General features: G+C 74.9%; 21 protein-coding genes. 15 read left to right on the forward strand and 6 right to left on the reverse strand.

What is annotated here, in order from left to right; genetic code table 11:
• Nucleotides 1-6 precede the first annotated feature (6 nt).
• The 5 genes from RMN57_RS31210 to RMN57_RS31230 all read left to right on the forward strand — a co-directional run bounded on the left by RMN57_RS31210 (nt 7) and on the right by RMN57_RS31230 (nt 5,318).
• Nucleotides 7-930, forward strand: a complete 924-nt coding sequence (locus RMN57_RS31210; protein ID WP_313766636.1) for a slipin family protein — start codon at nt 7-9, stop codon at nt 928-930.
• 186 nt (nt 931-1,116) lie between these two features.
• Nucleotides 1,117-1,803 carry a thiol:disulfide interchange protein DsbA/DsbL gene (locus RMN57_RS31215; RefSeq protein WP_313766637.1) on the forward strand — a complete coding sequence of 229 codons (687 nt, stop codon included), beginning with the start codon at nt 1,117-1,119 and terminating at the stop codon, nt 1,801-1,803.
• 205 nt (nt 1,804-2,008) lie between these two features.
• The gene (locus RMN57_RS31220) at nt 2,009-2,914 is read left to right on the forward strand and encodes an ABC transporter permease (RefSeq protein WP_313766638.1); all 906 of its coding nucleotides are present in this window, start codon (nt 2,009-2,011) and stop codon (nt 2,912-2,914) included.
• Nucleotides 2,904-4,103 (forward strand): ABC transporter ATP-binding protein, encoded by a 1,200-nt coding sequence (locus RMN57_RS31225; protein WP_313766639.1) that lies wholly within the window; start codon nt 2,904-2,906, stop codon nt 4,101-4,103. The genes RMN57_RS31220 and RMN57_RS31225 overlap by 11 nt, the downstream gene beginning before the upstream one ends.
• Before the next feature lie 3 nt (nt 4,104-4,106).
• Nucleotides 4,107-5,318: a glycosyltransferase family 4 protein gene (locus RMN57_RS31230; protein ID WP_313766640.1), complete on the forward strand. Its 1,212-nt coding sequence runs from the start codon at nt 4,107-4,109 to the stop codon at nt 5,316-5,318.
• 88 nt (nt 5,319-5,406) lie between these two features.
• Here RMN57_RS31230 and RMN57_RS31235 read toward each other — a convergent pair whose 3' ends face one another.
• Nucleotides 5,407-6,153, reverse strand: a complete 747-nt coding sequence (locus RMN57_RS31235) for a class I SAM-dependent methyltransferase (protein ID WP_313766641.1) — start codon at nt 6,151-6,153, stop codon at nt 5,407-5,409.
• 23 nt (nt 6,154-6,176) lie between these two features.
• Nucleotides 6,177-7,355, reverse strand: a complete 1,179-nt coding sequence (locus tag RMN57_RS31240; protein WP_313766642.1) for a glycosyltransferase — start codon at nt 7,353-7,355, stop codon at nt 6,177-6,179.
• A gap of 18 nt (nt 7,356-7,373) precedes the next feature.
• Here RMN57_RS31240 and RMN57_RS31245 point away from each other — a divergent pair, with 18 nt between their 5' ends.
• The gene (locus RMN57_RS31245; RefSeq protein ID WP_313766643.1) at nt 7,374-8,150 is read left to right on the forward strand and encodes an aspartate/glutamate racemase family protein; all 777 of its coding nucleotides are present in this window, start codon (nt 7,374-7,376) and stop codon (nt 8,148-8,150) included.
• Nucleotides 8,151-8,303: 153 nt separating this feature from the next.
• Here RMN57_RS31245 and RMN57_RS31250 read toward each other — a convergent pair whose 3' ends face one another.
• Complete coding sequence (locus RMN57_RS31250; RefSeq protein ID WP_313766644.1) at nt 8,304-9,287, reverse strand: polysaccharide deacetylase family protein; 984 nt, start codon at nt 9,285-9,287, stop codon at nt 8,304-8,306.
• Nucleotides 9,288-9,888: 601 nt separating this feature from the next.
• Here RMN57_RS31250 and RMN57_RS31255 point away from each other — a divergent pair.
• The 6 genes from RMN57_RS31255 to RMN57_RS31280 all read left to right on the forward strand — a co-directional run bounded on the left by RMN57_RS31255 (nt 9,889) and on the right by RMN57_RS31280 (nt 14,761).
• Nucleotides 9,889-10,161, forward strand: coding sequence for a hypothetical protein (locus RMN57_RS31255; protein ID WP_313766645.1), 273 nt, complete (start codon nt 9,889-9,891; stop codon nt 10,159-10,161).
• Between the two features lie 379 nt (nt 10,162-10,540).
• Nucleotides 10,541-11,392 (forward strand): polysaccharide deacetylase family protein, encoded by an 852-nt coding sequence (locus tag RMN57_RS31260; RefSeq protein WP_313766646.1) that lies wholly within the window; start codon nt 10,541-10,543, stop codon nt 11,390-11,392.
• Entirely contained in the window at nt 11,385-12,644 is a 1,260-nt protein-coding gene (locus RMN57_RS31265; protein ID WP_313766647.1) for a glycosyltransferase, read from the forward strand. The genes RMN57_RS31260 and RMN57_RS31265 overlap by 8 nt, the downstream gene beginning before the upstream one ends.
• A 38-nt stretch (nt 12,645-12,682) precedes the next feature.
• Nucleotides 12,683-13,480 carry a sugar transferase gene (locus tag RMN57_RS31270; protein WP_313766648.1) on the forward strand — a complete coding sequence of 266 codons (798 nt, stop codon included), beginning with the start codon at nt 12,683-12,685 and terminating at the stop codon, nt 13,478-13,480.
• Nucleotides 13,481-13,506: 26 nt separating this feature from the next.
• Entirely contained in the window at nt 13,507-14,181 is a 675-nt protein-coding gene (locus RMN57_RS31275; RefSeq protein WP_313766649.1) for a NeuD/PglB/VioB family sugar acetyltransferase, read from the forward strand.
• A gap of 91 nt (nt 14,182-14,272) precedes the next feature.
• Complete coding sequence (locus tag RMN57_RS31280; RefSeq protein ID WP_313766650.1) at nt 14,273-14,761, forward strand: NUDIX domain-containing protein; 489 nt, start codon at nt 14,273-14,275, stop codon at nt 14,759-14,761.
• A gap of 26 nt (nt 14,762-14,787) precedes the next feature.
• Here the strand turns inward: RMN57_RS31280 and RMN57_RS31285 are convergent, their stop codons facing one another.
• Nucleotides 14,788-15,717: an NAD-dependent epimerase/dehydratase family protein gene (locus RMN57_RS31285; protein ID WP_313766651.1), complete on the reverse strand. Its 930-nt coding sequence runs from the start codon at nt 15,715-15,717 to the stop codon at nt 14,788-14,790.
• 207 nt (nt 15,718-15,924) lie between these two features.
• A complete protein-coding gene (locus RMN57_RS31290) occupies nt 15,925-16,464 on the reverse strand; it encodes a PTS fructose transporter subunit IIA (protein ID WP_313766652.1) in 540 nt (179 codons plus the stop codon).
• A gap of 284 nt (nt 16,465-16,748) precedes the next feature.
• Between RMN57_RS31290 and RMN57_RS31295 the strand changes: the two genes are divergently transcribed.
• The 3 genes from RMN57_RS31295 to RMN57_RS31305 all read left to right on the forward strand — a co-directional run bounded on the left by RMN57_RS31295 (nt 16,749) and on the right by RMN57_RS31305 (nt 19,746).
• Entirely contained in the window at nt 16,749-16,979 is a 231-nt protein-coding gene (locus tag RMN57_RS31295) for a DUF397 domain-containing protein (protein WP_313768032.1), read from the forward strand.
• A gap of 693 nt (nt 16,980-17,672) precedes the next feature.
• On the forward strand, nt 17,673-18,167 hold the full coding sequence (locus RMN57_RS31300) for a hypothetical protein (protein WP_313766653.1): 495 nt from the start codon (nt 17,673-17,675) through the stop codon (nt 18,165-18,167).
• Nucleotides 18,168-18,531: 364 nt separating this feature from the next.
• Complete coding sequence (locus tag RMN57_RS31305; RefSeq protein WP_313766654.1) at nt 18,532-19,746, forward strand: acyl-CoA dehydrogenase family protein; 1,215 nt, start codon at nt 18,532-18,534, stop codon at nt 19,744-19,746.
• Between the two features lie 140 nt (nt 19,747-19,886).
• On the opposite strand, the gene RMN57_RS31310 is transcribed toward RMN57_RS31305, so the two are convergent.
• On the reverse strand, nt 19,887-21,128 hold the full coding sequence (locus tag RMN57_RS31310) for a phosphotransferase (RefSeq protein WP_313766655.1): 1,242 nt from the start codon (nt 21,126-21,128) through the stop codon (nt 19,887-19,889).
• Nucleotides 21,129-21,139: the final 11 nt, after the last annotated feature.

Genomic DNA, 21,139 nt, shown 5'->3' on the forward strand with positions numbered 1-21,139 from the left:
ACCGACATGGTGGTACTCGCGGGCCTCGCGGCCCTGGCGGTTCTCTGGCTCGCCACCGGAGTGCGGGTGGTGCAGCAGTACGAGCGGGGCGTGGTCTTCCGGCTGGGCCGGGTGCGCGGGGTGGTGCGCCAGCCCGGCCCGACCCTGCTGGTGCCGATCGTCGACCGGATGCGCAAGGTGAACGTGCAGGTCGTCACCATGCCCGTCCCGGCGCAGGAGGGCATCACCCGGGACAACGTCTCGGTGCGGGTCGACGCGGTGGTGTACTTCCGGGTGGTCGACCCGGTGCTCGCCACCGTCGACGTGCAGAACTACGCCTTCGCCATGTCGCAGGTCGCCCAGACGTCGCTGCGGTCGATCATCGGCAAGAGCGAGCTGGACGACCTGCTGTCCGGCCGGGAGAACCTGCACCGCGGGCTTGAGCTGATGCTGGAGAGCCCGGCCGTCGGCTGGGGCGTGCACATCGACCGGGTCGAGATCAAGGACGTCGCGCTGCCTGACTCGATGAAGCGCTCGATGGCCCGGCAGGCCGAGGCCGACCGCGAGCGGCGCGCCCGCATCATCACCGCCGACGGTGAGTTCCAGGCCGCGGAGAAGCTGGCCCGGGCGGCCGAGATGATGGACAGCACCCCGTCCGCGCTCCAGCTGCGCCTGCTCCAGACCGTGGTCGAGGTGGCCGCGGAGAAGAACTCCACGCTCGTGCTGCCGTTCCCGGTCGAGCTGCTCCGCTTCTTCGAGGGCGCGACGCCGAAGGCGGGCGCCGTCCCGCGGCAGCCGGCCGGGTCGGCCGACGAGCCGGCGGCGGCCGTGGGGCCGGGGGCGGCCGTGGAGTCGGGGGCGGGCGAGCCGCCCGCGCTCGCCGAGGCGGAGCCCGCACCGGCCGCCGCGGTGGTCCCGCCCCGGCCGGAGCACACACCGCACGCGGAGTGACGCCGGGTCGGCGGCGTCGGACCCGCGGGGCGGGGTCCGGCGCCGCCGGCTTCGCATGCGGCGGAACCGCGCCGCAGGGCGGCCGTCGGCGCCCGCTCCGCAGTGTTGGGCCGAACGGGCGAATCCGACCCGCGCCGCCAGGCAGAAGCCGGCTGCTCGCCGACCGTGACGGACACACTGCCCGGTGTGAAGTCGCTGCTGAGGTCCACCGTCCTGCTCGCCGTCGCCACCGGGATCGCCGCATCCCCGATCCAGGCCGGCGCCGCCACCACCCACCAACCCGCCACCGACGGCGCGCAGTCCGTCCTCGCCGAGCGCCTCCAGCCGGTGCGCGAGGGCGCCCGCACCGAGACGCTCGAATTCTTCTGGTACGACTGCGGCCACTCCCAGCAGCTGGAGCAGCCGCTCCAGGCCTGGGCCGAGAGGCACCGCGCCGACGTCGACCTGCGCCGGGTGCCCGCGATCTGGCCGGGCAGCCGCGAGGAGGGCGTGCAGCGCGGACACGCGCGCCTGTACTACACGCTGGAGCGTCTGAGCCTCGTCGAGCGCCTGCAGACCAGCGCCTTCCGCGCGATCCACAACAACGACCAGGACCTCACCACCGAGGCCGCCGCCGTCGACTGGGCGATGCGCCAGGGCGTCGACGCGGGCACCTTCCGCGACGCCTACCGTTCCGAGCAGGTCCAGCGGTCGGTCGACGAGGCCGCCGAGATGTTCGTCCGGTACCGCATCAACGAGCTGCCCACCGTGGTGGTCCAGGGCGACGCCCGCACCACGCCGACCCAGGCCGGCGGGGTCGACGCCATGCCCGCCGTCATGGACCGCCTGGTCGCCGACGACCAGCGGCGGCAGCAGGAGCAGTCCCGCCCCTGAGTCTCCCCGCGCCGCCCCCGTCCCCCCGTCGACCCCGCTCGCGCCACGCCCGTCCTCCCGGTGTTCCGATCACCTTCACGGAACCGACCCCCGGCGACCACACTCTGTGCCATGGTGGACGCCGGGCCGCACCGTCGCGGGGGAGAACTGCCGTGGCGGCTGGCCCACTTCTCGATACCGCCGGTACCGGAGAGGGCAGGGGTCCGTGGGGGGACAACGCGCGCAACTCGTCGACGAGCGCGACAGCCAGACATCGGCCGCTCCACGGCGGCCCGCGGCCGCCGACGGGCCGCCACCCGAACTGATCTTCAAACGCCGACTGCGCCCCGCCCAGGTGGCCCGGGAGCTCTGGGGCGCCCGTGAACTGGTCCGCGCGCTGGCCGAACGCGACCTGCGCGCCCGCTACAAGCAGGCCGTGCTCGGATTCGCCTGGGCGGTCCTCACCCCGCTCGCGCTCTGCGCCATCTTCACCCTGGTCTTCCACCGCGCGGTGAAGATCGACACCGGCACGGCGGCCTACCCGCTCTTCGCCTACGTCGGCCTGATCGTCTGGCAGTTCTTCAGCAACACCATGAACCAGGGCGCGCTGAGCCTGGCCAACAACCTCAGCCTGCTCAACAAGGTCTACTGCCCGCGCGAGGTCTTCCCGCTGGCCACCATGCTGGTCGCCGGCGTCGACATGCTGATCGGCATCGGCGTCCTCGGCCTGCTCTTCCTGCTGTTCTGGACCGCCCCGGCCGCCACCTTCCTCTGGGTGCTGCCACTGCTGCTGATCCAGTTCGCGTTCACCTACGGCGTGGCGCTGATCCTCTCGGTCGCCGTGGTCTACCTGCGCGACGTCCGCCACCTGCTGCCGATCATCACGCAGATGGGCGTCTTCGCCACCCCCGTCGCCTACCCGTTGGCGCAGATCCCGCAGCGCCTGCAGGAGATCTACGTCGGGTTCAACCCGCTGGGCGCCGTCATCGAGGGCTACCGCGGTGCGCTGCTGTACGGTGACGCGCCCGACCTCGCGCTCACCTCGATCGCCGCGGTCTCCTCGCTGGTGTTCCTGGTCGGCGGCTACCTGCTGTTCAAGAAGCTGGAGACGGGGATCGCCGATGTCGCCTAGCCGGACCCACCCCCTGGGCACCATCCGCACCGAGCAGGTGTGGAAGCGCTTCAAGGCCGACCAGCAGCGGATGCTGCTGCGCGACAAGGTCGAGTCGATGGCCCGCCGGCTGCGCGGCGAGAAGGGCGAGGACTGGCGCTGGGCGCTGCGCGACATCAACCTGCACATCGAACCGGGCGAGTCCGTCGGCCTGATCGGCTCGAACGGCTCCGGCAAGTCCACCCTGCTGAAGATGCTGACCCGGGTGATGTACCCGTACGGCGGCGTGATCGACGTCCGCGGCCGGATCGGCGCCCTGATCGAGATCCGGGCCGGCATCCACCCGGACCTGACCGGCCGCGAGAACATCTACCTGTTCGGCGCGCTGCTCGGCCTGCGCCGGCGCGAGGTGGCCACCCGCTTCGACGACATCGTGGAGTTCGCCCGGCTCGGCGGCGCCATCGACCGCCAGGTGAAGTTCTACTCCTCCGGCATGCAGATGCGCCTCGGCTTCGCCGTCGCCGCCTACCTGGAACCCCATGTCCTGCTGGTGGACGAGGTGTTGGCGGTCGGCGACGCCGTCTTCCAGCAGCGCTGCCTGGACCGGATGCGCGAGGTCGCGGAGCAGGGCACCACGATCGTCTTCGTCTCCCACGACCTGCCCGCCGTGGAGTCCATCTGCCGGCGCGGCGTCTGGCTGGAGCAGGGCTCGGTCCGGGTGGACGCGGGCATCAAGGACGCGATGGCCGGCTACCGCGACTCCATCGAGGCCCAGTCCGAGGCCGGCGGCCGTACCGGCGAGCCGCTGCAGCTGCTCGATCACGCCGTCCGGGGCGAGGACCGGGAGAGCCTGACCACCGACGAGCCGATGACCGTCGAGCTCACCCTCGGCGGCGACTACCGCGGCCACGCGACCCTGCACCTGGGCGTCAGCGAGGGCACCTCCAGCCCCATCTTCCAGATCAGCCACGAAATCCGCCTCACCGGCGACGACCGCCAAGTCGCCTGTGTGATACCCAGGTTGCCACTGCCGCGCGGCCGCTACACGCTCTGGGCCGGCGTGTACGGCATCGGCCGGACCGACGGCGGGACGCTGATGAGCTGGCACTCGGTCGGCCAGTTCGACGTGTTCGGCCCGATGCTGGACACCCCGCCGCGCGCGGTCGTGCTGGCCGCGCCGGTCTTCGTCCCGCACCACTGGGAGGAGTGACCCTTGAGACCTGTCCGGGTGCTGGTCCATCTCAACAACCTTGCCCTGGGCGGAGCCCAGCTCAACGCGGTCGACATCGCCCGCACCCTGCGCGACCGCGGCCACGACCCGGTGCTCTTCGCGCAGGGCGTGGACGGCCCCGCCCCGCTGGTCGAGGTCGCCGCCGGGCACGGTCTCGAGGTCGTGGTCGCCGGCGGACCGCAGACCCCGCACGGCGAGATCCGCCGCCGCCTCGGCAGCCTCGCCGCCGAGCACGGCAGCCAGCTGCTGCACGCCTGGGAGGTCCGGGCGGCCCGCAACTCCTACTTCGGGCCCGGGCGTTACGGTCGACTGCCGGTGATCACCACCTTCTACGGAATCCGGATGCTGCGCGGCCTGCCCCGGCACCAGCCGCTCGTCCTCGGCCTCGGCGCTCTGATGGGCGAGGGAAAGGCCTTCGGCCACCAGGACGTCAGCCTGATCGAACCGCCGGTGAACACCGCCACCGACGCACCCGGACTGGTCGACGGCGCCGCCTTCCGGCGCGAACACGGTATCGGTGACGACGAGTTGCTGCTCGTCATCGTCACCCGGCTGGTCCCCGCACTGGAGAAGGACGCCGGCGCCGAGCTCACCGTCGACGCCGTCCGGCACCTCGACGACCCGCGGGTCCGGCTGGTCGTGGTCGGCGCCGGGCCGAGCCTGGAGCCGCTGCGCACCCGCGCGGCCGCGGCCAACACCGCCCTCGGCCGCCAAGCCGTCCTGGTGCCGGGCCAGTTGGCCGATCCGCGGCCCGCCTACCAGGCCGCCGACGTCGTGCTCGGCATGGGCGGGTCGGCCCTGCGCGGCCTCGCCTTCGGCAAGCCGGTGGTGGTGCACGGGGCGGCCGGCTACACCGCCGTGCACGAGCCGGGCCCGCTGGTCGAACCGCATGCCTCGCGCTGCATGTACGGCTTCGGCAACGGCTCGCGCGAGCCCGGGTCGCTGGCCGGCCAGCTCCGCGGGCTGCTCGACGACCCGGGCCGGCGCGCCGAGTTGGGCGCCTGGGGGCGGGACTGGGTGGTCGGGCGGTTCTCGCTGGAATGCGTGACCACGGCGTTCGAGGAGCTCTACGCCCGCGTCCTGGACCGGCCGGCCCGACCGGCCCGGGCAGGGCGCTGGCTGCGCGACCTGGAGCAGATGACCAGGTACGAGTTCACCAAACCGGCGGCCCTGCGCCTGCTGGGCCGCCTCTGAACCGCGCCGCGTCGGGCCCGCGCCGCCTCCGACCTCCGCCGTCTCCGGCCCGGCCACACCGGGCCGTCGGGCCCGGCGGCCCGGCCGGTCAGTCCCGGCGCAGCAGGTAGGTGACGAAGCCGAGGGTGCCCCGGTACCCGTGCAGCCACTCGGCCCGGTGCCGGTCCGCCGCCTCGCGGGCCGCCGCCGCGTCCGGGTGGTCCGGGTGGTCCAGCGCCCACGCGGCCAGCGAGCCGGTCCAGGAGAACTCGTAGTCGTCCCACTCCTGGATGCTGCTCACATAGCCGTACACCGGTGTCCAGCCGTCCGCGATCACCCGGTCGGTCGTGGTCGCGAGGTCCGCGAAATCGTCCCGCTCCGCGCCGAGCCCGTCCAGCGCGGCCTGCCCGGGTTCCCGCTCCCAGAAGCCCTCGCCGACCATGACCAGACCACCCGGCGCCAGGTGCTCGCGGGCCGCGGCCAGGGTCGGCAGCAGCCCGCCGAAGGCGTGCGTCGCCCCCACGTTCAGCACCAGGTCGAACGGCTCGACGGCCTTGAACTCCTGGGCGTCCAGGTGGTGCAGACCGATCCGCCGCTCCACCCCGAGGGCCAGGGCGACCTCCCGGGCCCGGGTCAGCGCCGCCGCGTCCAGATCCACCCCGACCGCCTGCCACCGCGGCCGCGCCGCCAGCGCGCGGATCAGCCAGCCGCCCTCGCCGCAGCCGAGGTCGAGCGCCCGGCCGGTCTCGGTGTGCCCGGTGGCCCGGGCCAGCAGCCCGGCCACCGACTCGTCGGCGATCGGCGCGGCGATCGGGTGGTGGGCATGGGCGAGGCGGGAGATCGTCTGGCGGTCCATTCGAACAGTGTGGACCAGGAGGCTCAGTACGTGCGGCCTTTCCACGAAGCTCCGCGGCCGCGCCAGTGCTGCACCGCCGAGTCAACCGTCATCAGCAGGTAGAGCGCCGCGGTGAACGGCAGGAGCAGCGCGGCCGGCGCGGGCTGCCGGTAGTAGCGCAGCATCGGCAGGTACGTCCCCGTCATCAGCGCCCAGGCCGCCCCGCCCGCGGCGGCCGTCGCCCACTGCCCGGCGGCCGATCCGGCCACGGTCGCCAGCGGGGGCACCAGGTACACCAGCGCCAGCCCGAGCACCGTGCCCGCCAGCAGCAGCACCGAGTGCCGCAGCTGGGCGTACGCGCTGCGCGAGACCATCCGCCAGAGCTGCGCCAGGCGCGGGTACGGGCGGACGCTGTCCACCTGGTCCGCCAGGCCCAGCCAGGTCCGGCCGCCGGCGGCCTTCACCGCGCGGGCCAGCGACACGTCGTCGATCACCGCCCCGCGGATCGCCGCCACCCCGCCCACCCGCTCCAGCGCCTCGCGCCGCACCAGCGAGCAGCCGCCCGCGGCCGCCGCCGTCCGCGCGCCCGGCCGGTTGGACCGGCGGAACGGGTACAGCTGGGCGAAGAAGTAGACGAAGGCCGGCACGATCAGCCGCTCCCACCCGGTCTCCACCCGCAGCCGGGCCATCTGCGAGACCAGGTCGAGCCGGTTGCTCTCGGCCGCGGCGACCAGCTCGGCGAGCGAGTCCGGCCCGTGCGCGATGTCCGCGTCGGTCAGCAGCAGGTACTCCGCGTCCGGACCGGCCAGCTCCACGCCGTGCCGCAGCGCCCACAGCTTGCCGGTCCAGCCCGGCGGCAGCGGGGGAGGCGTGGTGACGGTCAGCTCCAGCCCCTCGGGGGTGGCGAGCGAGGCCGCGAGCGCGCCGGTGCCGTCCGAGCTGTGGTCGTCCACCAGGACCACCCGGGCCCGCCCCGGGTACTTCTGGGCGAGCAGGCTCGGCAGGCTGAGCGGCAGCACCTCGGCCTCGTCCCGGGCCGGGACCACCACCACGACCTGCGGCGCGCGCGCCGGCGGGCGGCGCGGCGGCAGCCGCACGTCGGTGCGCCAGAAGAACCCGTGGCAGCACGCCAGCCAGAGCCAGACCAGCAGGGAGAGCAGGGCGATCCACAGCAGGACGGTCACCCGGGCAGTCTGCCGCACCGGGGGCCCGCGGCGGGGCATCGACTAAAGTCTTGGTCCGTGAAGATCGCACTGATGGACTCGGGAATCGGCCTGCTGGCCGCGGCTGCCGCGCTTCGGACCCTGCGCCCGGACGTCGATCTGGTGCTCTCCTCCAACCCTGCCTCGATGCCCTGGGGCCCGCGCACGCCCGAGGAGGTCGCGGCGCTCGCCCTGGACTGCGCGCGGGCCGCGGCGGACCACGAGCCGGACGCGCTGGTGGTCGCCTGCAACACCGCCTCGGTCCACGCGCTGGACGCGCTGCGGGCCGAGCTGGAGCCCGCGCTGCCGGTCATCGGCACGGTTCCGGCCATCAAGCCGGCGGCCGCGCTCGGCGGTCCGGTCGCGATCTGGGCCACCCCGATCACCACCGGCAGTGCCTACCAGCGCGGGCTGATCCGCGACTTCGCCGGGACGGCCGCGGTCACCGAGGTCGCCTGCCCGGGCCTGGCGGACGCCGTCGAGCACGGTGACGACGCGGCGATCGAGGCGGCCGTCGCGGACGCGGCGGCCCGGACCCCGGCCGGTACGGCGGCCATCGTGCTCGGCTGCACCCACTACGAGCTGGTGGCCGACCGCATCCGCGCGGCCGTCGCCCCCTTCGCGGCCCCCGGGCTGACGCTGCACGGGTCCGCCGACGCGGTCGCGGCCCAGGCGCTGCGCCGCATCGCGGACCCCGGCCGTACCGGGGAGGCCACCGTGACCGTCCTGCACGCCGGCACTCCGGTCCCCTTCCCCCCGGCCGCCCTGCTCTACCCCCAGGGCCTCACCCTCGCCGCCCCCGCCCCCACCGCCTGACAGCCCCGCGCCCGCCCAGTAAGTCGGCCGGGCCGACTTACTGGGCGAGCCTTGCCGGTTGCCGCGCCCGGCATCCTGCGCGGCTCCCCCGCGTGGCCCATCCGAGCCTGCCGGCGTGGGAAGTCGGCTGGGCCGACTTCCCACGCGCGGGGGTCAGGCGACGGCGTGGCCGCGCCAGCGGCGGTAGGCCGGTTCGAGACCGGAGAGGATGGTGTCGAACCGGCGGGTGCTGGTGGTGGAGTCGACCTGGAGCCGGCTGATCTGCAGCGGGTGGTGCGGCAGGCGCGGGCCCAGCCGGTGGTCCGAGAGGAATCCCAGGCGGTAGCCGAGCTCCTGCAGGACGGCCTCCGCGCGCGGGTCGTGGCCGCCGTCGGGGTAGGCGAAGGCGGCCGGCGGCTCGCCCAGCCAGCGGGTGAGCGCCTCGTGCGCACCGGTGATCTCGGCCCGGACGGTGACGTCGTCGCAGCGCCCCAGGCACGGGTGCCCCTGGGTGTGGTTGCCGATGGCGACGCCGCCCTCGCGCAGGGCGAGCAGATCGGCCGGGGTGAGCTGCTCCTGCCGGGGCGGACGCCGGTCCGCGCTGACCCGGAGCTCGTGCAGGCTGCGCCGCCGGTCCGGGTCGGGCATCGCCTTGAGCCGCCGGAGCAGCTGCGAGGGGTGTCCGCAGTCCAGCGAACGGGCCCGCCCGCCGTGCCGGGCCAGGAAGTCGGCCTCGTGCCACCAGAACGGCCGTTCGGTCCCGATCAGTTCGGAGATCACGAACGCGGCGGCCGGGATCCCGCGGTCGTTGAGGGCGGGCAGGGCGTGGGTGAGGACACTGCGGTCGGCGTCGTCGAAGGTCACCAGGACGCTGCGCGGAGGCAGCGGCCGGCGCTCGGTGACGGCCTGCTGGACGGCGTCCAGGGAGACGGGGGTGGCGAGTCTTCGCAACCGGTCCAGCTGGGCGCCGAAGGACCGCGGGTCGGTCACGCCGTGGTAGGCGAGCACGGCGAGCCGCTGCGCGGCCCGGGCCCGGAACAGCGGTTGGACGGGGGCGAAGCGCAGCCACTCACCCCGCCCGTCCGGTCGGCAGGGGTCGGCCGCCGGGGTCTGCCGGTCGGCGGCCGGCTGGTGACCCCCCGCCGGGCTCGCCGGCAATGCCGGAGCGGCCGGAGCGGCCGGCACTGCCGGAGCGGCAGGCACCGCCGGCGCGCCGGAGTAGGCCACGGGGACCGGCTTCGTCGGCCGGAGAACGGGTTGGGAGCGAATGGGTTGCGGGCGGACGGCGGACTGCTGCAGGGCGGCCGGCTGCCCGACAGCCGCCTGCGGCAGCGAGCGCACGGTCACGCTCGGCAGGGTGTGGACCACGGACCTGGACCTGGCCCTGGAGGTCGACGTGGTGGACTGGGAATGCGGCACGGTTCCCCCTCGGTCGCCTGTGCGGCGTGGCGGTACCGCCGGAGGACGGAGCCCTGCCTCCGACACCAGGGCACGGCGGCTCCGCCCCCTGGGTAATTCCGGTCCTCGGCGGGGACTCCCAACCCGCACCGCGGACGGCTCCTGGATCGCTCAATGTAGTGGAGACAGCTACTACGCGTAGATGGTTGTACCGGACAGTCGAGGATTTTTCGCGAGCCCGGAACATATGCCCGCGGGGCGTGCGCCGGAGCGCCGAAACGGCCCGTTCCGTCGCCGAGCGTGCCCGGGAGGTCACTTCCCGCGGGCTGCCGGTGCGGGCTCCTCGCGGTACCTTGGGCTCATGGCAGACGCGGAACGTGATCACCCCCGCCCGCACGGTGCGACCCGGATGCAGCACCTGTGGCGCGGTGGCGCGCTGGTCACCCACCAGATCCCGCTCGCCGTGGTCGGCCTGGCCTGCCTGGCGGTGGGCATCGTGGTGGCCGTGGCGGTTCCGGAGAGTGACGGTCCGGCCTGGGCCATGGCCGTGGCCGGTTCGCTGGCGGCAGGCGTGCTGCTGCTCGGCCGGATCGCGTTCGCCATCGTGCGCTACCGGCGCGGCGCGACGCTCTGACCCCTGCGGCCCCCGCGCCCGTCGAGCCCCGGGTGCGCCCGCCAACCCCGGGTGCGCCCGCCGCGCCCGGATCCGCCGCGCGTCCCGAACCGCCCGCAACTGCCGCGACTCCCGGGGCGCCCGCGGCTCCTGTGGCTCCTGCGCCGTCGGAGTGTCCGGTATGTCCGCACGGTGGCTGAACTCCCGATCGATTCCGGCCGGTCCGATCGGCCGGTTTTCAGCCCATCTGCCAACTCCTTCTCGCTTCTTTCACAAATCCGGGGCAGCAGCCCCACATCTCCCCCTACTGTGATTTCGTCCGGCCGGCCCAGGGCAGCCAACTGCGCCGGATGAACGGCCACTTGACGGCACCGGGGAGGGTGCCGCAGAGGGGGGAGCGATGAGCGGCAACGCCGCGTCCGGGGCAGCCGAGGCGGCAGGAACGGGTGGGGGCATTCGCGCCCAGGTCAAGCGCGGGCTGGCCCGGCGCGTCGGGACCAGGCCCGGCGAGGGCGCCACCGTCCTGATCTACCACCGCGTGGGCGGCGGCAGCCCCGACGAGCTGGACGTCACCACCGCGGACTTCACCGCCCAGGCCGACCTGCTCGCCGAGCTGCCGCCCGGCCGGGTGGTCGCACTGGACGAGGCCGTCGACCGGATCGAGGCCGGCCGCCGCACCCCCGGCATCGTGCTCACCTTCGACGACGGCTTCGCCGACGTCTACGACCACGCCTGGCCCCTGCTGAGTGAGCGCGGCCTCCCGTTCACGATCTACCTCGCCAGCGGCCACGTCGGTGGTGAGATGCGCTGGGAGGGCTCCACCGCGAAGACCGCCGGCGCACCCGCGCTCAGCTGGGAGCAGCTGCGCGAGATGACCGCCTCCGGTCTCTGCACCGTCGCCAACCACACCCGCAGCCACGCCCGCCCGGAGCTGCTCAGCACCGCCGAGCTGGACGCCTGCAACGACGACGTCGAGCAGCACCTCGGCGTCCGGCCCCGGCACTACGCCTACACCTGGGGCGTGCCCGTGCCCCACATGGAGCCGGCGCTGCGGGCCCGGTTCCGGACCGCGGCCACCGGAGAGGTCGGGCGCAACACCCCCGGGACGGACCCCGTCCGGCTGCGCCGCGTGCCGGTACGCCGCACCGACCCGATCGACTTCTTCCGCGCCAAGCTGTACGGCCGGCTGATCCCCGAGCGCGCCTACGCCCGGATCGTCGCCACCGCCAAGGCGGTGGGCGCCCGTGCCTGAGCCCACCCCGGACATACCCGGGCCCACCGCGCCCGGTCCGGCCGCCGTGCACGAGCCGCTTGCGAGGCACGAGCCCCCTGCCCCGGCGACCCGGCTGCGCGGCCCGGGCGGCCGACCGCTGCGCGTCGCCCACCTCACCACCGTCGACATGAGCCTCCACCTCCTCCTGGCCACCGAGCTCAAGGTGGACGTGGAGGCCGGCTTCGAGACCTACGGCATCAGCGCGCCCGGCCCGTACGTCCCCGCGATCGAGGCGATCGGCGTCCGCCACGAGCCGCTCTCCGCGCTCACCCGCGCCTGGCAGCCCCGGGCCGACGCGGCCGCCGCCCGCGAACTGCTGGCCGTCCTCGACCGGATCCGTCCGGACGTGCTGCACACCCACAACCCCAAGACCGGCGTGCTCGGCCGGATCCTCGGCCGGCTGGCCCGGGTGCCGGTGGTGGTCAACACCTGCCACGGCCTCTGGGCGCAGGCCCACGACCCGTTCGCCAAGCGGGCGTTCGTGCTCGGCGCGGAGGCCCTGGCGGCGCGCTTCTCGCACGCCGAGCTCTACCAGAACGGCGAGGACCGCCGGACGCTGGCCCGTGCCGTCCCGTCCCGCCGCTCGCGGGTGGTCGGCAACGGCGTCGACCTCACCCGGTTCGTCACCGACCCCGGCGAGCGTGACCGGCGGCGTGCCCGGATCCGCGCCGAACTCGGCGTCGGGCCGGGGGAGCTGCTGGTCGGCGGGGTCGGGCGGCGGGTCGCCGAGAAGGGCATCCGCGAGTACGCCGAGGCGGCCCGGGCGCTGGCCGGCAAGGCCCGGTTCGTCTGGATCGGCCCGGACGACCCCGACAAGCCCGACGCCCACGGGGCCGAGTCCGGCGTGGAGTTCCTCGGCCCGCGCAGCGACATGCCCGCGGTGTACGCGGCCCTCGACGTCTTCGTGCTCCCCTCCTACCGGGAGGGGTTCTCCCGTTCCGCCATGGAGGCCGCCGCCGGCGGTCTGCCGATGGTGCTCAGTGACATCCGCGGCTGTCGCGAGATCGGCACCCACGACGAGCACCTGCTTCTCACCCCGCCCGGCGACGCCCGGGCCCTCATCAGCGCGTTGGACCGGCTTCTCACCGAGCCCGCCCTGCGCGACCGGCTCGGCGCCGCAGCACGGCGCCGCGCCTCGGCCCACTTCGACCAGCGCGCCGTCGCCGGGGTCTCACTGGAGACCTACGCGGCCGTCGCCCGCGCCAAGGCCCTGCCCTGGACGGTCGGCTGAGCCCACCCACCACATCAGACTCAGGGGGAAGGACCGTCATGAAGCGAGGGGGGGACCTCGCGGTCACCGTCCTGGCCGGGATCGTCGCGATTCCGCTCGGCCTGGTGATCGCCCTGCTGATCCGCTGCACCATGGGCGGACCGGTGCTCTTCCGCCAGACCAGGACAGGTCGGCACGGCAAGGAGTTCGAGATCCTCAAGTTCCGCACCATGCGGGACAAACGCCATGCCGACGAGCCGGATGCCCCCCGCATCACCCGGCTCGGCGACCTGCTCCGCAAGACCAGCCTGGACGAGCTGCCGCAGCTCTGGAACGTCGCCCGCGGCGAGATGGGCGTGGTCGGGCCCCGGCCCACCCTGCCCGAGCAGGTCGTCCACTACTCGCGCCGCCAGCGCGGCCGGCTCGACGTCCGCCCGGGCCTCACCGGCTGGGCACAGGTCCAGGGCCGCAACTCCATCGGCTGGCCCGAGCGGATCGAGCTCGACCTCTGGTACGTCGAGCACCGTTCGCTCCTGCTGGACCTGCGCATCCTCGTCCGCACCGTCGGGGTGCTGCTGCGGCCGAGCGGCATCACGGCGGCCGGCGGCGTCAACCCCGGCTTCCCGGCGCCCACCGAAGCGGCCGAGACCCCGGCCGGCCACACCGCACCCGCCCGGCCGGTGCCGGCCCAGCCGGTACCCGACCACCCTGCGCCCGACCACCCCGTGCCCGACCACGTCGGGACCGCCGCCGGGCCCGCGCCGGTCGTCCCGTTCCCGACCATCAGCCTGCCCAGGCAGGCCACCGGGACCCGGCTGGCGCAGCCCGTCCGCGCCGCCGTCGAGGAGGCGTCCTGAACCCGGAACCGGGCAGGATGACCGCCATGCCCACCACCGCCACGTCCACCACCGACAGCCCGGCCACCCGACCGTCACCGGCCGACCGGCCCGACCACCGGGAGCTCTGGATCGCCGGCGCCGGCGGCGTCGGCCGGGAGGCGCTGGACACGGCGCTCGCGGCCGGCGTCCCGGTCGCGGGCTTCCTCGACGACCGTCAGCACGGCGCCACCGTCCGCGGCCTGCCCGTCCGGCGGCCCGCGGACGTCCCGTCCGGCGCCCGCTACCTGGTCGGCATCGCCGACCCGGCGGTCCGGCAGCGGCTCGCCGCCCTGCTGGACGGCCGGGGCGCGGTGCCCGCCGTCCTCGTCCACCCCAGGGCCCTGATCGCCCCCGACACCGTGCTCGGCCCCGGCTGCCTGGTGATGGGCGGGGCGTACGTGTCCAGCAGCGTGCGCCTCGGCGCGCACAGCCAGGTCCACTACAACGCGACCGTGGGCCACGACACCGTGCTCGGCGAGCGGGTGACGGTCTACCCGGGCGGCAACGTCTCCGGTGCGGTGCACCTCGCGGACGGCGCCACCGTCGGCAGCAACGCCGTGGTGCTGCAGGGCCGCAAGATCGGCGCGGGCGCGTTCGTCGGCGCGGCCGCCGTCGTGACCAGGGACGTCCCGCCCGGCGAGGTGGTGGTGGGCTCCCCGGCCAGACCGCTCCGCCGCTAGGGCCGGACAGGGCCCAGGGCCCGGCGGCCCGGGCGGGGGCGGCTGTGGCCGGGGCCCCGGGGGCGCCCGCGCGGGCCGTAGGCTCGGGGCCATGGCCATTCCCGCATTCCTCGCCGAACTCCGCTCCGTCGTGGGCACCCGCAAGCTCTGGCTGAGCGCCGCCGTCACCGTCGTCCTGGACGACCGGGACCGGGTGCTGCTGCTCCAGCGCGCCGACGACGGCCGCTGGGCGCTCCCCGGGGGGATCCTCGAACCCGGGGAGCAGCCCGCCGACGGCGCGGTGCGCGAGTGCCTGGAGGAGACCGGCGTGGCGGTCGTCCCCGAGCTGCTGGCCGCCGTCAGCGTCTCGCCCGAAGTCACCTACCCCAACGGCGACGTGACCCAGTACCTGATCACCGTCTTCCGCTGCCGCGCGGTCGGCGGGGAGGCCCGGGTCAACGACGACGAGTCGCTCGCGGTCGGCTGGTACGGCCTGGACGAGCTGCCGCCGATGATCGAGCAGGAGCACGAGTGGCTGCGCCAGGCGCGAGAGTCGCAGGGTGCCGCCTTCTTCGCCTGGGAGGGCGTCCAGCGCCCCTGACCGCGGCCGGGCGCGCCCTCATCGGCCTACAGCGTCCGGAACCACTCCGCCGTGCGCTCCAGCCCCTCCCGCAGGGGCACCGGCCGGACGTCCGGGAACAGCTCGCGCAGCCGGGAGTTGTCGGCCTGTGAGTCCCGGACGTCGCCCGGCCGCGGCTCGGTGTGGGCGACCTCGACGGGGCGGCCGAGCACCTGCTCCAGCTCGCCGACCAGCTCCAGCAGCGAGGTGCGGGTGCCGAAGGCCAGGTTCACCGGGTCGGCGTGCACCACCCGGCGCACCACCGCCTCGGTGATCACCTGGGTCACCGTGCCGACGTAGGTGAAGTCCCGGCTCTGGCCGCCGTCCCCGTGGACGGTCAGCGGCCGTCCGGCCAGCGCGGCGTCGAGGAAGGCCGGCACCACCGCGGCGTACGCGTGCCCGGCCGGCTGCAGCGGGCCGAAGACGTTGAAGAAGCGCAGCGGCAGGACGCCGAGGCCGTAGCAGTGGTGGTAGGCGGCCAGGTAGGCCTCGGTGGCCAGCTTGGAGACGGCGTACGGGCTCATCGGCGCGGTGCGCATGGTCTCGCGCTTGGGCAGTTCGCGGTTGGCGCCGTAGACCGAGGACGACGAGGCCGCGGCGACGTACAGCCCGCCGGCGCGGCGGGCGGCCTGGAGCACCTCCAGCGTGCCGGTCGCGTTGGCGTGGTGACTGGCCAGCGGGTCCGCGACCGAGCGCGGGACCGAGGGCAGCGCGGCCAGGTGGACCACCGCGTCGGCGCCCGTGAAGGCCTCGTCCAGCAGTGCCGGGTCGAGGATGCTGCCCTCGTGGAGCACGGCGTCGACGCCGGCCAGGTTGGCCTTGGAGCCGGTGGAGAAGTTGTCCACCACCCGCACCTGGTCGACCTCGGGGCGGGCCAGCAGGGCCCGGACCAGATTGGCTCCGATGAATCCGGCCCCGCCGGTGACGACCACGCGCATGGCTGAGGTTCCCCCCTCCGACCACCCGGCCCGCTCGGCCGGTCCTGCGCCGATGGTAGCCGGGCGGTCACCACGCGTGGGGTGGAACGGCGAGAACCGGACGGGCGGCGGGCCGGGCCGGCGGAACATTCGGTGAACCCTGGCCGAAGGCCGGGTGCCCTGGTATCCGCGGGCCACACCTGGGTCCCTCCCCGTCCCCGGCCCGGGTCAGTCCTTGTGCTGGCGGTAGGCCTCCTCGGCCGCGTCGAGCACCGCTGCGAGGTCCCCGCCCGCGGTCGCGGTGGCGACGGCGGCGACCGCCCCCTCGACGAACGGCGCGTCGGCGAAGCGGACCGGGAACGGCAGGCCGTGCTCGTCCGCCTGCGAGAGCAGTGCGCGGACGGTGGACACCGCGCTCCCGAGGTCGGCGAGCACCACCACGCCGTGCCCCTGGTCGACCCGGCGGGTGGCCGCGGCGACCAGGACGGCGCTGATCCCGGGCCCGGAGTGCGGGTCGCCCCCGGTGCCGGCGACCGGGGCGGGGGAGTCGGAGGGCACCAGCGCGAGCGCGAGGGCCCGGACGGCGTCGGCCAACTCCTGGCTGTGCGAGACCAGCACGATCCCGACCCGGCCGTGGGCGGGCGGCCGGCCCGGGGTCGGCCGGGGCAGCGGGGTGCGCGAGGGCGGGGTGCGGGGCGCCGGGGGGTGGGCCGACGGGGCCTCGGAGATGGGGATGACATCGGCGCGGGTGCCGTCCCGGCGGCTCATCGGCGGCTCCTCGGGGCGTTCGGTGGGGGCTTCCCACACTCTGGCAGCTCGCCCGCCGCCCGCCCCGCCGGGACACGCTCAGGGCGGCTTCCGGGCCGCCTCACGCCGTATCACACCGCACCCGGTCGCGGGGCGGTGTGCCGGCCGTCGCCCCGGTGCGGGGGAGACCTCGGCAACTCGCTGACCGGGGCGGTGAGGGTGGCTAGGCTGACCGGGAAGCCGTCGGGAGGAGAGCAGCAGTGCCAGCCAACATCGGAACTGACGTGGAATCGGCCGCCGAGCCGGTGGACCTGGTGCCGGAGCTCGCACCCAACGGGAAGCCGAGGGTCGACTTCACGGGCGCCACCTGGCAGTGCTCCAGCCAGGGCGTCGGCGATGTCCAGATCGCGTTCGTGGACGGCTACATCGGGATGCGGGACGGCCGCCAGAAGGACGGGCCGATCCTGGTCTTCACCCCGGGCGAGTGGCGGGCCTTCGTGCTCGGTGCGCGGGACGGCGAGTTCGACCTCACCTGAGCCACCGGTGGACGGGCCCCGAGCGGGGGTCCGTCCACCTCTGCATCGGACGCGCATCGGTCTGATCTCTTTTGAGCGTACCCCGTCATATTTTCTGTTGACTGTTAGACAAACGCAGCTCAGAGTATGAGCACAGGCAGACGCCGTGCCCACCGCCCCCACGCGGCCAGACACGGCGCCTGCTGTGCAGCCCGGCAGCGCTGCCAGGCCTGCCTCCCAGTCATCCCCTGCGCACCGGGGGTGCGTTGGCCGGTCCCGACCCGTGAAGGGTCGGCAGTCGCCGGGAGGCTGGCACCGGCTCCGAGAGCGACTCGGACCCGGTACCGGGTGCTCGGGACCCGCACGCCCCCACGCGGCGGCGTCCCGAGCAGATCCGCGGGAGCGACGGGCCGGGGCCCCGCGGACCTTGCTTGTGTGGTATCGAACTGTTGGCTTGTGTGTGTGCTGTGTGCGACGACGAAGCTGGGTGCTCGGCGGTTCGGCACGACATATGTGCACAGTGAGGGATACGCGTGTAGGGCCGCGTTGCGACGTGCCGTCCCCCCGGAGGGTGAAACCCAGAACGGCTGTCGTGCTGAACCGAACGTAGCCCGGACGGTTGCTCAGAGTCAACATTGGTCTCTGAGCGTGGATCTCCGGCCGGTGCCCGACCCACCCCGCGAGCGCGGTGTGCCGGGCACGTACGATGTTCCCATGTCTTTTCTCCGCCGTCGCTCCGGACAGCCCGCCGGCCCGGACTTCGACGTGCTCGCGATGGACCCGGGCGACTGGCCCGGCGACTTCGGTGCGGCCATGATGACCGGCTCGGACGGCTCCTGCCAGGGGATTTTCCTGCGCTACGACCTGTTCGGCGGCAGAGGCCCGGCGATGTTCATCGGCAACCTCCCCGAGGGCTCGCCCGCCCGCGACACCGGGGACGACGTGCCCTTCGAGGTCCGGCAGCTGCTCGCGGCGCTGGAGAACGACGAACCGGTCGAGTTCGTCTCGGCCGAGGACTTCCCGGTGATGCTCGGGGACGACCTGCTGATCGTGAAGAAGGTCAAGGTCAGCGAGGGGCGGGTGTTCTGCTCCCAGTTCGGGCGCAGCGACGGCGTCCAGGTCACCATCGCCTCCTGGGACCGACCGATTTCGGACGACCTCTACCAGCTCCTGAAGCCGCTCCCGGCGGAGATGTTCCAGCAGGGCTGACCGGACCGCCCGGCCGTGGAACGGCCGGGCGGTCGGCGCGTTCCGGGCACTGCTTGACGGTTTCGATCATCGCTTCGTACAGTCGCGAGCATGTCGTGCCGTCTCCCGCTGCTGACCCGTCGCAGCTATCTGGACCTGCGGCGTACGGCCAGCGCGGTGTGTCCGGGCCACTGAGGGGATCCGTCCCCGAGGCGGCGGGCGACCGGCCGGAAGGGCCGGCGCCGATACCGGGGGCACATGTCCACCGACCTCCGGGGCCGTCCACCGGCACCGCGCGCCCGTTCGGCGTGCGCCGTCCGCAGTCGCCCCAGGGTCCGTCCGCCGGATCGGCCCGCCCATGCTGCCGCCCGGAGGCACCAGCACCATGACCACGACCCCTGCCGACCAGTCGCCCGTCGCCGCCGCCCTGGCCGGACTGCCACGGGTCGTCGACCTGCTGGCGGCCCGTGCCGAGGAGCACGACCGCGACGCCACCTTCCCCTACCAGGGCATCGAGGCGGTGCACGAGGCCGGACTGCTCACCCTCACCGTCGGCCGGCGGTACGGCGGCCCGGGCGGCACGCTCGCGGACACCGTCCGGGTGCTCGCCCAACTCGGTCGCGGGGACGCCTCGGTGGCCCTGGTCACCGCGTTCACCCTGCTCCGGCACGCCGAACAGGCCCGGGTGGCGGCCTGGCCGGCCGCGGGCTACCGGAGGCTGCTCACCGAGTCCCGGCGCGGACCGGTGCTGGTCAGCACCCTGCACGCGGAGCCCGGCGGCCGGCCGGGGGAGCTCCCGGCGACCCTCGCCCGGCGGGACGACACGGGCGGGTGGCGGCTCACCGGCCGGAAGACGTACTGCGCCGGCGCCGAGGCGCTGGCCTGGATGGCCGTCACGGCGCGGACCGACGAGCCGGAGCCGCGGATCGGCACCTTCCTGGTCCGGGGCGAGAGCGAGGGCGTCGAGGTCGACCCGACCTGGGACCAGCTCGGCCTGCGGGCCAGTGCCGGCCACGACGTGGTGCTGGACGCGGTCCGCGTGCCGGCCGAGCTCGCCCTCGGGCTGACGGTCGTGAAGGACCCGTCCGCCGGCGGCACCGGTTCGGCCGGGGACCGGGCCGAGGGGGGCGTCCCGGCGGCCGAACTCACCCGCGCCTGGCGCGATCTCGCCCTCGCCGCGGTCGTCCTCGGGGTGGCCCGCTCCGCGGCGGACTGGCTGGTCCGGTTCCTGCACCGGGGCACCCCGGCCGACCTCACCGGGCCGCTCGGCGGCCTGCCCCGGTACCGGTGCGCGCTGGGCGAGATCGAGGCCCAGCTGGTCGGCGCGGAGGAACTGGTCAACGGGCTGGCCCCGCGGGTCGACCGGGCCGAACCGGAGGCCGTCGCCCGGACCGGCCCCGCCCACCTGCTGGCCACCCGCGCCGCGGTGTCCGCCGTCCAGCAGGCCGTGACGCTCACCGGCAACCCGGGGCTGAGCCGGCGTCACCCACTGGAGCGCTACCTGCGCGACGTCCTCAGCAGCCGGGTGCACTTCACCCCGGACGAGGCCGTCCTGGACGCGGCCGGCCGGGCCGCCCTGGCCCGCGGGGCCCGGCCCTGAGGACCGGGCCCCGCGATCGGGCCGAGGACTACGCGCCGGACGCGCGGTGCCGACCGGGTGCACACCGCCAGGGTGCGTTCCGTACGGGCGTGTTCCGTACGGGCGTGTTCCGCCCGGACGGAACGCACCCTGGCGCCGGCTCAGCGCGTTCCGACGGCGGCGCGGACGGCCCGGCGGGCCAGCGCGGCGTCGTCGTACAGCCGGCGGATCATGATCCGCTGCTCCTCGCCCGCGCCCGGCACGTCGTACAGCCGGATCTCCCGCATCAGCACCAGCACCAGGTTGACCAGGAACGCGTCCCGGGCCATGGTCCCGCCGCTCTGGGCGAGCTGGCTGATCTGCCGGCGCGCCGCCGTGTCCCCGGAGAGCACGCTCCACAGCACCGCCAGGTCGTAGCCGGGCAGGTACCAGCCGGCCTGCTCCCAGTCGACCAGCACCGGACCGGACGGCGCCAGCAGCATGTTGCTGAGCAGGGCGTCGCCGTGGCAGAGCTGCAGCGGGGTGTGGCTCAGGCCGTGCAGCAGGCCGCGCAGGTCGCCCGCGTCCCGGTCGGTGAGCTGGCCCACCGAGTGGTACCGGGCGATCTCCAGCTGGTAGTCCAGCCGTGGCTGGAACACGTCGGTCGGCGGCCGCCAGAGGTTGAGCGTGCGGACGGCGGTGAGCAGCGCCCGCACCTCGCCCGGGGTGGGCGCGTTGACCGGGTGGCGCTCCCGGGCGGCCGGGCGGCCGGGAACGCGCTCCATGACGAGCACGCAGCGGTCGTGGTCGGCCGCCACCAACCGGGGCAGCCGCACCGGCGGACGGTGCCGGACGAACGCCCGGTAGACCGCGACCTCGTGGTGGAAGTCGGCCACCAGCTGCTCGAAGTACTCGCTCCGCACCGCCTGCGGCGCCAGGCACTTGGCGACCACCGGGGCCCGCCCGATGGTGCCCGCCACCAGGATGTGGCGGCTCCCCTCGCGCAGCACCTGCCGCGGGGTGAAGGCGGGGCATATCCGCGCGACACCGGCCAGCGCGGCCCGTACCGCCGGCGTCTGCAGCGCCGACGGGTCGATCCGCTCGGGTGCGCCGGACTGGCCGGGGCGCAGCGGTGCCCGCAGCGGCCGGCCGTCACCGGGGCGGGTGGCCGGGACGCGGGTGGCGGGAATGCGGGCGGCCGGGATCCGGGCCGCCGACTGCCCGGCCTCGGGGGCGCGCAGCCCCAGCGCCGTCCGGGCGGCCTGGCCCCGCGCGTCCGCGGACCGGCCGTCGGTGCCCCGCTGCGGGGCGGGGCGTCCCGGCGGCGGGACCAGCTTCGGGCCGGGACGGCCGGTGGCTGCGGTGGGGGGGCGCAGCGCGGTGCGGGTCGCGGTCGGCGTGGGGGAGGTCGCTGAGGAGTACATGGGGTGAGGGT

Source organism: Kitasatospora sp. CM 4170, assembly GCF_032110285.1.
Classification (GTDB): Bacteria; Actinomycetota; Actinomycetes; order Streptomycetales; family Streptomycetaceae; genus Kitasatospora; species Kitasatospora aburaviensis.

Excerpts from the sequence above, each read along its gene's own strand:
- RMN57_RS31275 (WP_313766649.1), top strand. The coding sequence starts at position 13,507 with ATGCCCACCACCGCCACGTCCACCACCGACAGCCCGGCCACCCGACCG.
- RMN57_RS31255 (WP_313766645.1), top strand. The coding sequence starts at position 9,889 with ATGGCAGACGCGGAACGTGATCACCCCCGCCCGCACGGTGCGACCCGG.
- RMN57_RS31235 (WP_313766641.1), bottom strand. The coding sequence starts at position 6,153 with ATGGACCGCCAGACGATCTCCCGCCTCGCCCATGCCCACCACCCGATC.
- RMN57_RS31300 (WP_313766653.1), top strand. The coding sequence starts at position 17,673 with ATGTCTTTTCTCCGCCGTCGCTCCGGACAGCCCGCCGGCCCGGACTTC.
- RMN57_RS31310 (WP_313766655.1), bottom strand. The coding sequence starts at position 21,128 with ATGTACTCCTCAGCGACCTCCCCCACGCCGACCGCGACCCGCACCGCG.
- RMN57_RS31260 (WP_313766646.1), top strand. The coding sequence starts at position 10,541 with ATGAGCGGCAACGCCGCGTCCGGGGCAGCCGAGGCGGCAGGAACGGGT.
- RMN57_RS31280 (WP_313766650.1), top strand. The coding sequence starts at position 14,273 with ATGGCCATTCCCGCATTCCTCGCCGAACTCCGCTCCGTCGTGGGCACC.
- RMN57_RS31305 (WP_313766654.1), top strand. The coding sequence starts at position 18,532 with ATGACCACGACCCCTGCCGACCAGTCGCCCGTCGCCGCCGCCCTGGCC.
- RMN57_RS31210 (WP_313766636.1), top strand. The coding sequence starts at position 7 with ATGGTGGTACTCGCGGGCCTCGCGGCCCTGGCGGTTCTCTGGCTCGCC.
- RMN57_RS31225 (WP_313766639.1), top strand. The coding sequence starts at position 2,904 with ATGTCGCCTAGCCGGACCCACCCCCTGGGCACCATCCGCACCGAGCAG.
- RMN57_RS31290 (WP_313766652.1), bottom strand. The coding sequence starts at position 16,464 with ATGAGCCGCCGGGACGGCACCCGCGCCGATGTCATCCCCATCTCCGAG.
- RMN57_RS31270 (WP_313766648.1), top strand. The coding sequence starts at position 12,683 with ATGAAGCGAGGGGGGGACCTCGCGGTCACCGTCCTGGCCGGGATCGTC.
- RMN57_RS31240 (WP_313766642.1), bottom strand. The coding sequence starts at position 7,355 with ATGCCCCGCCGCGGGCCCCCGGTGCGGCAGACTGCCCGGGTGACCGTC.
- RMN57_RS31285 (WP_313766651.1), bottom strand. The coding sequence starts at position 15,717 with ATGCGCGTGGTCGTCACCGGCGGGGCCGGATTCATCGGAGCCAATCTG.